The organism is Enterococcus sp. LJL51 (genome assembly GCF_049894025.1).
Classification (GTDB): domain Bacteria; phylum Bacillota; class Bacilli; order Lactobacillales; family Enterococcaceae; genus Enterococcus_L.
The window spans coordinates 16333-28681 of sequence record NZ_JBNEQE010000007.1; the positions used below are offsets into that span (position 1 = coordinate 16333).

Consider the following 12349-nt stretch of genomic DNA (forward strand, 5'->3'; position numbering starts at 1 on the left):
TAAACACCTTGTCTGTAGTATAATGATAAAAAAAGCTTAGCATCCGGAGGAATAATTGTGAACTATCGCCCAATTGATATTGCCCGCCAGCTAAATATCAGTACTAGTCTGCTGCGTCATTACGAAAAGCATGAACTGTTTCCTGCACCCGTCCGTTCAAAAAGCGGCTACCGTATCTATACAGAAACTAGTTTCTACTATATAAAAGCTGTTCGTACCTGCACTCTGGCTTACGGATATACCAGCAGCAAAAAAATGATGGATAACATCCGGACAGGGAATTACACACAGCTGTTCTGGCAGCTTAATCAGGAACAACTGAAGCTTCACCAGCAGAAAGACATTACGGAGAAAACCCGGGCACTTTTACATGACGAAGAAATTGAAGTTCTCACACAAATGCCGAAAAAGGGCTGGATTACTATTGGAGAAGCAGCAGAGCGCCTGTCATTAACAGAAACCACTATTCGCCACTGGAGCACTGAGGGGCTTGTTACTGTTCACCGGGATGAAGAAAGTAACTATCGAAAATTTGATGAACAAGCGTTGAAGAGACTGCTGCTCATTCGGCTGATTCGTGCCTCTACTTGGTCGCTGGATGAGGTACGGGAAATTTTGGCAACCTTTAATGCGGAGACCCCTTCAGAAATGATTGCTTTAGCAGAACATGCCCTCCGCTGGCTGAACAAAATACTTGAGCGTCAGTTTATTGCCCAAACGTATCTTTATCAACTAATTAACCATCTATCTCCAGAATATCTAGAGGTCTTTCCCGGAACTGAGTTTTACACACTGGATTGACAGTAATAAACAGAGCCGGATGTAAATAGATTCTCAGACTTTTGATATGTCTAAATCGGAAGAAATAATGTGAGCGGGACATAACTCATTGAGTCACATCCCGCTCACATGGAATCCAGATAAACAGTGGGAGCTGGAGCACATACCAGCATTTAACTGCAACGAGTAAGTGCATCTGTCCCAACTTCTTTTTTCATTTCAATTATTAATGAAGTTCATTTATGAATTAACTACTTGATCCTGAATCACCCCCGCTGCTTTTAGAAACATACAGGTTACAACCGGACCCACAAAAGAAAACCCTCTTTTTTTCAAGTCTTTTGCAATCACCGTTGCTTCCGGCAGCGTATTGGTCACTTCATCAGAATTCTCATAGGTCTTTACCACTGGTACCCCACCAACAAAATCCCACAAGTAGTCTGCAAAGCTGTTATACTCTCCTTCGGAAAGCAGCTGGACAATTGCTCGAGCATTTTGAATGGTTGCATTGATTTTTCGTGGATTTCGAATCATATCAGGCGCCTTAAGAATCTTTTCAATATCATCTGGAAACAGTGCTGCTACTTGTCGAAAGTCCATATCACAGAAATTCCGAAAAAACGCATCTTTTTTTCCGGCGGCAGCCTTCCAGCTTAGCCCTGCCTGAAATACACCGACTGTTAGCAAAAGATAAAGCATTCGATCATCCTTTGTCGGTTTTCCCCACTGCTCACTATACCACTGATACGCCTTCACCTTGTTCCCCTCCCTATTCAATCATCGCCGTCATTTATTGTATCATAAATCCCTCCCTGTTTTGACAAGGCAAAAGGAGAAAACAGCTTTAGACAAAATAGCTGTCTAAGCTGCCCTCTCCCTTCTTAATTTACTTAATCCTTTAACTTTTTTTATTCTGGCTGTTCATCTTTATTATACTGAATCACCTTTGAATTCTTGTTGTCAGCAATTTCCTGTGCCCGTTTTAAAGCCTGTTGCTTTCTCTCAAAGGAATCTGAAGCCTTTTCCGCCCCTTTTGTCTTCACATACCAGTACTCCTCTTGAAAATAAACCAGTACATCATTATTAAGCAAATCCTGATTAATTTTTTCTCCCCCATGTTGATCAGACTTCCTAGGGTAGTTTTCTTTTTTGAAGCTCTTTTTCTCGGAGTCAGAAGCTTCATCCAACCATTTTTTTCCTTGTGAAATAGCGATTGGAATTGCCTGATTTTCTGGATAGCCTTCATCCAATAATGCATTCCCTATATCGATAACTTTTTTTCTGAGTAGCGGATCAAAATTTTTAAAAGAAGCCGGATAATCATTTTTATCCCATGGCATAGCAGTCACTCTCCTCTATAAATTCAGGCAAAAAAGCTGCCACCTGTGACCGCATAGACCTGACCAGTAACATAGCTTGCCTGATCTGAAGCAAGAAAAACATAAACAGCAGCTAGCTCGGCAGGCTGTCCTGCTCGTTCCAGCAATTCTTTTTGTCCAAATTCCGGAATAGCTTCCTGCGGCTGACCCCCACATATCTGCAAAGCTGTCCAGATTGGACCTGGCGCTACGGTATTTACACGAATGCCTTTCGGCGCTAATTGAGCTGCCAAACCCTTACTAAACGCTGTAATCGCTCCTTTAGTTGCTGCATAATCCAGCAAATGAGCGCTGGGTTCTTCACTTTGAATAGAAGTAGTTGTAATAATACTGCCTCCAGCTGGCAGATAAGCCATTGCCTCCTGTACTGTCCAATACATAGATATAATATTCGTCGTAAAAGTATCCGTAATCTGTTTAGTCGTTAAATCTTTTATGTCTTTAACGGCTTGCTGCATACCAGCATTTAACACAAGTATATCAAGTCCGCCTAGTTCCTCTGCTGCAGCGTGTACAAGTTTTCTGGCAAAAGCTTCCTCTTTTAAATCGCCAGGTACCAGCACTGCTTTCCTGCCGGCTTTTTCAATCCATTGTTTTACTTCCAGCGCATCCTCTTCCTCAAATGGAAGATAGTTTATTGCCACGTCAGCCCCTTCTCTAGCATAAGCAATTGCTGCTGCTCTGCCAATTCCAGAATCACCGCCGGTAATCAAGACTTTCCTTCCGCTCAGTTTGTCTGAGCCTGTATAACTTTCCTCACCACAATCAGGCACAGGGGTCATTTTTCTTTGTAAAGCAGGTGCTTCCTGTCTTTGCTTCTCAAATTTTCCTGAATAAAATTTTGTCAATGGGTTATTTAAATCACTCATTCTAGCTCCTCCTTGTTTTCTTTCTCTTATTTCACCCTAATACAAAATTAAAACTGCTTCAAATTATACGCTTTATTTTTTTGGTTAAGACTACAAAAAATAAACCTGCCCCACATACAATATAACTGTACATAAGGCAGGTTTAGCTTCTTCATATTACTATGAAATGCAGACGATTAGGATAGATAGCGACTAGAAGAATATCTATCCCTGATTCTTTGATTTTAGTTAAACTCACGGAAGCGCGCTGCATCATCCATATATTCTTTTTCACCTGCTGGTGCTTCGATTGAACCAATGACTAATTGCGCTCTTAATTTCCAATTTGCAGGAATAGACCATTCTTTAGCAACAGCTTCATCAATAACAGGATTGTAATGCTGCAGATTTGCACCAATGTTCTCTTGGGCTAAAGCAGTCCAAACATTTGCCTGTGTTAAACCACTTGCTTGTTCAGACCATACTGGGAAATTATCTGCATATAATTCAAATTGTTCCTGCAGACTTTTTACAACATCCTGATCTTCAAAGAATAAGATTGTTCCAGCAGCACCGGCAAAGCCTTGTAATTTCGCTTGTGTATTAGGAAAAGCTTCAGCAGGAGTTAACGGCTTCAATGCATCTTCTGTCAATGACCATAATTTTTTATGAGCATCACCAAACAGAAAAACGACACGTTGCGTTTGAGAATTGAAAGCACTTGGGCTTTCTTTTACTACTTCTTTCACTAAAGCTGTAATTTCTTCATTTGATTTTGTTAGGTTAGTACCTAAAGCATAGATAGAACGACGTTTTTTTAATTCTTGAACAAAATTTGACATATTTTTTTCATCCTTTCGATTTCACAAGTAAATAATTTCTACTACTCTTACAGTATATACGCTTACGAAAAGTAAGTAAAGAGTTTTGCTTACTTTTTTAAAGTAAAAAAATCCGGTACCTAAATTTAGGTACCAGATTGACAGCTTATTCTATACTTTATTCCGCTTATTCATAGCGTAAAGACTCGATTGGATCAAGCTTCGCAGCTCTTCTTGCCGGCAAAGTACCTGCAAGAAACGCAATCAACATAATGATTAGGATGATCCACAAGCTGGAAATTGGTGAAAACTGCAGCAAGGTAAATCCGGTTAACGCATCAAGGAATGATTCTGCCGCATAGCTGTTGATTATGGTGCTAACACCCATCGCTCCTAGAATACCTAGGACAGAACCAAAGAATCCGATTAATGCGGCTTCGACGCTAAAGACCATAAAGACTTTTCCACTACTCAATCCCATCGCTTTCATCAACCCAATTTCTCTTGTCCGTTCCTGAACGGACATATAAAGAGTATTGATGATGCCAAAGCTCGCTGCCAGTAATGCGATAGCACCAAACATGGTCAGAACACCGGTGATTGCATTGATGATATTGCGAATCATGCCAATTTCATCTTCAACAGTAGTTCCTGTATAGCCGGCATCTTCTAATTTCTTTTGGATTTTTTCCACTTTGGTTTTAGACAGGCCTTTATCCATAACTGCTGAAATCATCATATATTGATTCTTCATTGTATCAGGCAGACCGTTTTCATTGATTGCTATGATTTTATCCCCTAACGCTTTACTAACGATTGACTGCCCTCCCTGAATAAGGCTTGTGTTACGAACACCTACTATTTTTGCTTCTACAATTTCCTGTTCTTTTGTCGCTTGAGAGCTTACTGCAATTTTTACTGTTTTGTTCAATGCTTCTTTTGCTGATTTATAACCCAAGCTCTCAACGTATTCTGGGGCTAGATTTATTTCATAGGCCTCTCCTTCAGAAGCTACCTGTTTTCCAACCTCTAAATCCATTTTAATCTCGCTTGGTGTTGCCGCTGAGAAAACAAACTTTTTGTCATCATTACCTTGAATGTAGTCTGTTGAAAGAAAGTTAAAAGGCTCCGCTTTGTTGATGCCTTTAATAGCTTTGATTTTATCGACATCCTTATCGGACATATACTCTGCTTCTGCCCCAGCCTGATCAGGATTGTACTCTTCCGGACCTTCACTACTTCCCCCAGCCATCCCCATATCTAGTTTTGGTTGAACAAAGAGCTGGTTTTCTCCTCCAACATTGTTTACCTGTTTGTCAATATAATCATTAACTCCGGTATTAACCCCAGTTGTTAATGAAATCGTAAAGGCACCAATAAAGATTGCTACGATTGTTAAAATTGTTCTTCCTTTATTTCTAAGCAGGTTTGCTCCTGCGGATTTTAAGATATCGCTGATTTTCATTTATTCGTCCCCTTCTATGATTTCCCCGTCTTTGATTCGTATTTGCCGGTCGCATCGTGCAGCCAGCTCATCATCATGTGTTACGATAATCAAGGTTATTCCCTCTTTTTTATTTAAGTCAAATAATAGTTTTTCAATTTTTTCACCTGTATTGGAATCAAGATTTCCAGTCGGCTCATCTGCAAAGATAATCTGAGGATTGTTTACCAAGGCTCTGGCAATACATACCCGCTGTTTTTGCCCGCCAGAAAGATTGTTCGCTTTATTATTGACCTTATCCTCCAACTCAACAGCTTCTAACGCTGCCATTGCCATCTTCTTACGCTTTTTTCCAGAAATACCGGCAATTTTCAAAGGGAGCATCACATTATTCAAGACAGTATCTTTAGGATTCATGAAAAACTGTTGAAAGACAAAACCGAATCGTTCGTTTCTTGTCTGGTTTAATTCCTTCTTCTTGATATCTCTCACGCTGTTTCCATTCAATAAAATATCTCCAGAACTAGGTTTGTCAAGCAATGCTAGGATGTGCATTAATGTTGATTTCCCTGAGCCGCTTTTCCCAATAATTGCCACTGATTCTCCCTGTTCAATCTGTACATTGACACCCTTTAACGCATCAAATCTAGTTTCATTTTTCCCATAACTTTTCTTCAAGCTTTTTGCTTCAATTACAGCCATTTGACTCCTCCGTTGTTTTTCTATTTTTCATCACATAACCTATTGTGACGTAACACACGTTATTTGTCATGGTACTTGAGACGTATTTCATGGAAATCAATTTGCTGCAATCGTTATTTCACTATCTAAAACCAAAATTAAATAACTGCAAAAATAATCATAAAATAAAATAAAACGCTTTATATAAACTTTGCATCGTCATATAGGAATGATTAAAAACAATGAAAATAAAACGTATTTCTAATAACACAAAAAAAACTTAAAGCAATTTCTCTAAAAGAGAATTTCGCTTCAAGTTTTTTTGTTATTTAACTTTCCGACTTAAGTATAATTTGTTCCAACAACCTGTTTTCTGTCTGAATGACATCAAAGAATCCACTGATTTTTTCCAGCTGTTCATAATCAATTTGATAAAGCTTAACCGAAGGTTTAATAAACCAGAATCCCCGATTAATCCGTACCCGATTATTAATTAAATGGCACTGTTCCATCATTGATTGGAGGTCCATCTCCGATACGCTATTCTTGATTCGTTCAACACGTTCACGCTCGTAAGTCAGCTCTCCTTTAGTAACGGTCATCTTTTCAGTGATTGTTACTAACTCTTTATTCAATTTCCAGGACTGTTCAATAAACTTAGCTTTTTTATACAAATCATCATAGTGAATCAAATCAATTTTCACAGATTTATACCAGTCTTCTTCATCGACTGTAATTTTTCTGTGCTTCTTAAATCGCTTCAAGCCACTGACTAGCAAACTATTTTCTATAGCGAGCAGCTCGTGTTCCAATTTTTCTTTTGCTACCCGCACACGTTCCTTTGACGCTTTTTCTCGTTTCAAACTTTCTTTTAAGTAAACCAGCTCATTCTCTTCTGAACGTACCATGCTGGTTTCATTTACATTTTTGACTTCTGGAAAAAGCTCTTCCGAAGGTTCAGCTTTTGTTTGCTTTGTTTTACTTTCCTCTTTTGAGGGCTCAATAGTGACACTTACTGGAAATGAGAGTTCTTCAGGCTGATTATCTTCCACCGCTTCTTCACTCAAAATTTCATGTAAATGCTTTTCGACCATCTCACTGATTGATTGTCTGGCACTGCCTGTCATTTGCTCAAGACTAGTTTTCAGACTGAAGTATACTGCCTGGTTTTCACCTTGGATGGCTAACGGAATAAATTCACACGCATATGTGCTGAATTCATCCTCAATTTCTTCAGACATTTTCGTCCAAATAAACTGAGGAAACAATTCCTGTAGCTCTTCCAGTAAAGCTTCTTCATCAAGTTCTACCTGAAAAAACTGGATTTCAAGATAGTTACGATTCTTCTGTGAATCCCGCAGCTGTTCAGTTAGTTCTTCTTTTTCTAATAAAGTTAAACTATCACCAGTTGCTTCGGCATAAATAGCTTCACACGAAACGAGTAGCTTGTCCGCAGATTTTTCTTCGAAGATTGTTTTTCCTAGGTAATCAGGAATTGCTCTCTGGTGAAAAAATACATCAAATGCCTCATCCACTGAATCATCCCTCCTTTTCCTATATATCCAGTTGATCTTCTTTAACTAAGTTAATGATTTCATTGAAGGCCATCTCAGACTCTTCCTTCACATTCTTAATACGGTTGTAGTAGTTTGTATACTCTCGTTCAGCTTTTTCCAGACGTTTCAGAATAACGGCTTTTCGTTGAACTTCCTCATTAATCAATTGCGCACGATGATTCGCTTGATTAATAATTTCTTTTGCCTGACGCTTCGCCTCAAGCAGTACTTCACCGATATCTTCTTTGGAAAGCTGTGTATCATTTGAAAACTCTTGCTGTGCTAAACGGCGCTTGGTTGTATCAAGCTCCTGACGCAGTCTTGAAAGCTCTTCATAAGTAGACGTATCTGTTGTTGCCGGATCGCTAGACATAATAACAATGCGATCCTCTGAAAGCTTATCAATCTCTTCTTGCTTAGCAAGTAATTCTTGTTCATATTGACGTACTTTTTGAGAGAAACGATCAGCCTTCTTACGATTCAAATCAAGCTCATCAGACTGACGGGTATTTTCTCTTGATAATGTATCATAATCCCGCTGCAGCTGTTGAAGCTCAGCAATACGCAGCTCATAATCTTTTGGTACTGCTTGAACTGTTGCCAGTTCATTCTCCAAAGAGCTGTTTTCTTCACGAAGCTCTGCTGTCTCTGCTTCGGCCTTACTTAATGCACGTTGACTTTTACGCAGTTCAGCTTTCAAATCACGAAGTTCATTCTGAAGCTGTTCATTTTCTTCCTGAAGCTCTTCTAACTCTCCATCATCGGCAACGACAGGAGCTGGACGTTTTCTCTTTTTAGGAGCTGGCGCAGCTTTTTCCTTTTTCTTGAACGGGAAGCGTTTTGGTGCTTCATCATAATCATCATCGTCGTCATAATCATCATCGTCATCGTCGTCGTCATAATCATCATCGTCATCGTCGTCGTCATAATCATCATCGTCATCGTCGTCGTCATAATCATCATCGTCATCGTCATCGTCATCATAATCATCGTCATCATCGTAATCGTCATCGTCATCGTCGTCGTAATCGTCGTCATCATAATCATCATCATCGTCGTAATCGTCATCATCATAATCATCGTCGTCGTACTCATCGTACTCGTCGTCATCATAGTATTCATCATCATCGTGTTTTTTTCTTGATTTATTTTTTCCTTTTTTTAAAAAAGAGAACATGTATTCACAGCCTTCCTAGTTTATGTTAAAGATTAATATAAATCTATTTTATCCTATCCTCCTTGTTACTTCAATCTTATCTTCTCATCATTTTTTATGGTTTTATATAAATTATAGAGATAAGACAGCTACTGTCTTTATCTACATATAATATTTTTATCAAACATTTATCCACTTTTTTACGACATATTCCTTTAATATAAGAAAATAAACAGCTTTTATTAGTTCCAGCTTTTTTCGAAATGAAGGTCATCGTCATTTTTGTCTTGAATGATTGTATCAATGTACTCTCGCAGTTCAGGAGCCTGCTCATTTATTGTCTGGTATGCATCAGAATTTCTCAACTTATCCGCAGCCTCATCAGTGATTGAATCTTCACCAGTAAAAAAGGATAGATTGAGTTTGCCGACAAAAGCCGCCGCTTCATCCAGCTTCTTTTCATCTTTAAAACCAGCACCCAACAATGAACGATACGCCATTGCCTCGCCATCTTTTATAAATAAATTTTCCAGATACTCATGATGCTTCAATAAATTTTCATCTTCCTGTTTTGTATCCTGCGCCCAACGGTCTACATCGGTTTCTTTTCTATAATAGCACATCTTCTTATTTTTTAGCGACAGAACACCTACAGGATGAGGTGATAGTGAAAAAGAACCAGTGACTATTTCTGTAATTCCTGTCTCTTTATCTGTTAAAATATCCTGAGCATGAATATGACCGGAAAATACAGCTGGAACTTTATACTTTTTCAATAGCTCTTTGATTTCAGGCGCATTGTTTAAGACATACCCCTTATTCACTCTTTCATTATGAGAAAACAAGTTATGGTGCATAAACACCAATGTTGTTTTAGCAGAACTCTCTCCTTGCTTCAACTGCTCATCCAGCCATGCTTTTGTTTCCTGAGACAGTTTTCCGGCAGTCACCGGATTGCGGTTTGAAGGCTCAATCGTATAAATATTTGTATCTAAAAACACAAAATTATAGGAATCATTTATCTGAACCATATAGCTTAATGACTTTTCGTCATAAGCTGCTGCTCCTTTATAGCCAGTTTCAGCAAAGATTGTTCTGAAATCATCCGGTGAAATCTGCGCCGTTTTTTCCTGCTTATCTTTCGTATATTTCCTAGCCCAGCCATCATAAATATCATGATTCCCTGGAATAATAAAGGTTTGTATACCCGCATCTCTCAGCGGAGAAAGAAGTTTAGCAAAAGCTTCTGCGCTGATTTTCTCTCCATTTAATGTAACATCCCCTGTAACAATCAATCCGTCCGGTTTTTCAGCAAGAGCTTCTGCGATAAGAGCCTGCAGGCTTTCTGTCTGATAAATCAAGTCCTTGCCCGCTGCAGTAGACTGTATAAACTGAAAGGCTTCTCCCTGATCATACAGCTCCTTAGAAATGTAATGAGGATCTGTAATAATCCAAAAGTCCAAGTCCGCTTTTTGAAGTACTTCTTCGCTGCTTTCAAGTGCCTTCGTCTTTGGTTTCTCATTGACTGTACTGGCAAACAGAAAAATTAGCAGTACGCTGACCGCTATGATAACTACAAGGACTGTTTTTTTCTTCATCTTTTCCACCTGCTTTACAATAACTACTACTGTATCCTTACAGTAAATGTGACAGCCATTTTCAAACCAATGGTTTGAAAATGGCTGGGATAATGAACATCCCAGCCACATAAGCTATTCAAATCGAACAGACAGCGGGACAGAAGCAGCTTCTGTCCCGCCTGTTTTTTTAGCTAGCATTCAATTTAAATTGATGTCGTATACGGCGGAGTCAAAACAAGTTCCTGTCCTTCTGTTAGGAAGTACTGATCCAGATTATTCCATTCTTTTAGTGAAAGAATAGAAATGCCTGTTTTTTTGGAGATTTTTGCTAAGGTATCTCCTGATTGTACTTCGTAAACACTGGTGCTCTTCTTCTTAGAGGCAGTCAGGTTGTAAGACTTGTTGCTGTTCTTTTCCTCTCCTTGAATAGAGCGGATTACTCGCTGAACACTACGAATAGAACGGTCAACAATTTCTTCTTTTTGAACAACAGTTGTTTCCTTCTCTACGTCTGTAGTTGGGATAATCAGTTTTTGACCTACAAAAATCATCCGGCGTTCAAATTGATTTCTTTCTAGAATAGCTGAAACAGGGATATTGTATAATTCACTAATTGATTTCAGCGACTCACCTTTTTTAACAACATGATAGAGAATATCCAATTGCTCTTTTTTCTCTTCATCTTTTGTCAAATCAATATCTTTTTTCACTTTATCTGTGACTTTTTTACTTATACTGCTCAATGTTTCTTTCTCAGCATTCAGCTCGTCATATTGATCCAGCTCATAAGCTTTGATTAGACTATTTAGTTTGGATGCATAGCTCGTATCTGTGGCATAACGACCTGTCAGATATTTCGTTGCATCTTGATATCCATCTGTTTTGTTTTTCCATGTACCGCTATAGAAATTCTTATTACCGCTTACTCCATTACTTAATAATTTCATGTAGTCTGTCAGCGACTCTTTATAAGACGGATATTTTCTAAACCCAGCTCGAATACTAATCATCTGACCGCCGCCTGTGTCTTCCTGTGTTAGGAAATTGACACTGGAGCCTTCATAACTTCCCTTGATGCCAAACAGGTTATAGTTTGGCGCAGAAGCTAATGCGCTATTGCCTGAGCCGCTTTCAAGAATTGCTTGTGCAATCATGACTGAAGCATACAAATTATTTTTTCCGGCAATCTCTCTAGCATCTTCACCAATCTCATTAATGAATGCCTGCGTAGTTAAATTTCTAGGAATATAATATACTGCTGTCGAAATGCCGTAATTTGTATTGCTGGTTCCTGAAGTTTGATTATACTGGTATGTCGGTTGTGTAGGTCCAACTACTGTTGAAGAAGTTGTATTTCCACTAATCGAAGAACCCGGACGGCTTCCGCCTGTTGAAACACTCGGCTTATTCGGTTTACTTGTTGAAGTTCCAGGCTTACTTGGTTTGTTCGGTTTACTGGAGCTGGTCGTTGTTCCAGTACTTCCACCTGATGAAGAAGTGGAGGTAGAACTATCTGTAGTAGAACTGGACGAACTGCTGTCGGTTGTACTGCTGTCTTCTGTTGTGGAAGACTCTTCCGTCGAACTGCTGTCCGTTGTGCTGCTGTCTTCGGTACTGCTTTCCTCTGTACTGCTTTCGCTTGTATTTGTTTCAGTCGTTTCTTCTGACGAAGTGCTTTCCTGACTGTCAGAAGACTCAGTTGTCTCAGTTTCTGATTCAACTGTTGAACTTTCTTCAAAATTTTCATATTCAGTTGTTACTTCTGTACTTAGTAAAACTTCTTCAGTTTCAGTCTGATTGGTACTCTCTAAAACTGAATCCTGTGTTTTATTTTGTGCAGAAATAATCGTACTCTCTGTGAAAGCGGAAGCTGTAGAGGCAGTCAAAAGTCCAGCACTAGCAAGACATATTCTTTTTAGACTTTTTTTCCTTTTCATTAACCCATTCTTCCTTTCAGAACATAAACGTTTTTTCTGTATGCAATCAATAATAAACAATATCCCCCAGGACACTCGTTATCATTATACCAGAAAAGAAAAGCATTTTCTTCTCAAAAATTTATCAAATTGCTAAAATTTACAAGACAAACCCACGAAGAAAACGC

11 protein-coding genes are annotated in these 12349 nt (G+C 38.9%); 1 reads left to right on the plus strand and 10 read right to left on the minus strand.

The genetic code is table 11. The features are described from left to right. Positions 1-57: 57 nt before the first annotated feature. Complete coding sequence (locus ACPWSO_RS08580; RefSeq protein WP_426082517.1) at positions 58-801, plus strand: MerR family transcriptional regulator; 744 nt, start codon at positions 58-60, stop codon at positions 799-801. Between the two features lie 219 nt (positions 802-1020). Here the strand turns inward: ACPWSO_RS08580 and ACPWSO_RS08585 are convergent, their stop codons facing one another. From ACPWSO_RS08585 to ACPWSO_RS08630, 10 genes are all read right to left on the minus strand, one after another. Continuing rightward, complete coding sequence (locus tag ACPWSO_RS08585; RefSeq protein ID WP_426082518.1) at positions 1021-1536, minus strand: DNA-3-methyladenine glycosylase I; 516 nt, start codon at positions 1534-1536, stop codon at positions 1021-1023. Positions 1537-1688: 152 nt separating this feature from the next. After that, entirely contained in the window at positions 1689-2120 is a 432-nt protein-coding gene (locus ACPWSO_RS08590) for a DUF2188 domain-containing protein (protein WP_426082520.1), read from the minus strand. Positions 2121-2143: 23 nt separating this feature from the next. Continuing rightward, entirely contained in the window at positions 2144-3028 is an 885-nt protein-coding gene (locus tag ACPWSO_RS08595) for an SDR family oxidoreductase (RefSeq protein ID WP_426082522.1), read from the minus strand. Between the two features lie 224 nt (positions 3029-3252). Beyond that, on the minus strand, positions 3253-3849 hold the full coding sequence (locus ACPWSO_RS08600) for a nitroreductase family protein (protein ID WP_426082524.1): 597 nt from the start codon (positions 3847-3849) through the stop codon (positions 3253-3255). A gap of 166 nt (positions 3850-4015) precedes the next feature. Then, positions 4016-5293 carry an ABC transporter permease gene (locus ACPWSO_RS08605; RefSeq protein WP_426082526.1) on the minus strand — a complete coding sequence of 426 codons (1278 nt, stop codon included), beginning with the start codon at positions 5291-5293 and terminating at the stop codon, positions 4016-4018. After that, a complete protein-coding gene (locus tag ACPWSO_RS08610; protein ID WP_426082528.1) occupies positions 5294-5974 on the minus strand; it encodes an ABC transporter ATP-binding protein in 681 nt (226 codons plus the stop codon). A gap of 308 nt (positions 5975-6282) precedes the next feature. After that, on the minus strand, positions 6283-7488 hold the full coding sequence (locus tag ACPWSO_RS08615; RefSeq protein ID WP_426082529.1) for a hypothetical protein: 1206 nt from the start codon (positions 7486-7488) through the stop codon (positions 6283-6285). A gap of 19 nt (positions 7489-7507) precedes the next feature. Beyond that, on the minus strand, positions 7508-8686 hold the full coding sequence (locus ACPWSO_RS08620) for a hypothetical protein (RefSeq protein ID WP_426082530.1): 1179 nt from the start codon (positions 8684-8686) through the stop codon (positions 7508-7510). Between the two features lie 221 nt (positions 8687-8907). Continuing rightward, positions 8908-10263 carry a metallophosphoesterase gene (locus ACPWSO_RS08625; RefSeq protein ID WP_426082531.1) on the minus strand — a complete coding sequence of 452 codons (1356 nt, stop codon included), beginning with the start codon at positions 10261-10263 and terminating at the stop codon, positions 8908-8910. Positions 10264-10448: 185 nt separating this feature from the next. After that, positions 10449-12182 carry a glucosaminidase domain-containing protein gene (locus tag ACPWSO_RS08630; RefSeq protein WP_426082532.1) on the minus strand — a complete coding sequence of 578 codons (1734 nt, stop codon included), beginning with the start codon at positions 12180-12182 and terminating at the stop codon, positions 10449-10451. Between the last annotated feature and the right edge of the window lie 167 nt (positions 12183-12349).

Bases quoted from the DNA above. Each gene is read 5' to 3' on its own strand.
- ACPWSO_RS08590 (WP_426082520.1), bottom strand. From the start codon at position 2,120: ATGCCATGGGATAAAAATGATTATCCGGCTTCTTTTAAAAATTTTGAT.
- ACPWSO_RS08595 (WP_426082522.1), bottom strand. From the start codon at position 3,028: ATGAGTGATTTAAATAACCCATTGACAAAATTTTATTCAGGAAAATTT.
- ACPWSO_RS08600 (WP_426082524.1), bottom strand. From the start codon at position 3,849: ATGTCAAATTTTGTTCAAGAATTAAAAAAACGTCGTTCTATCTATGCT.
- ACPWSO_RS08605 (WP_426082526.1), bottom strand. From the start codon at position 5,293: ATGAAAATCAGCGATATCTTAAAATCCGCAGGAGCAAACCTGCTTAGA.
- ACPWSO_RS08610 (WP_426082528.1), bottom strand. From the start codon at position 5,974: ATGGCTGTAATTGAAGCAAAAAGCTTGAAGAAAAGTTATGGGAAAAAT.
- ACPWSO_RS08620 (WP_426082530.1), bottom strand. From the start codon at position 8,686: ATGTTCTCTTTTTTAAAAAAAGGAAAAAATAAATCAAGAAAAAAACAC.
- ACPWSO_RS08625 (WP_426082531.1), bottom strand. From the start codon at position 10,263: ATGAAGAAAAAAACAGTCCTTGTAGTTATCATAGCGGTCAGCGTACTG.
- ACPWSO_RS08630 (WP_426082532.1), bottom strand. From the start codon at position 12,182: ATGAAAAGGAAAAAAAGTCTAAAAAGAATATGTCTTGCTAGTGCTGGA.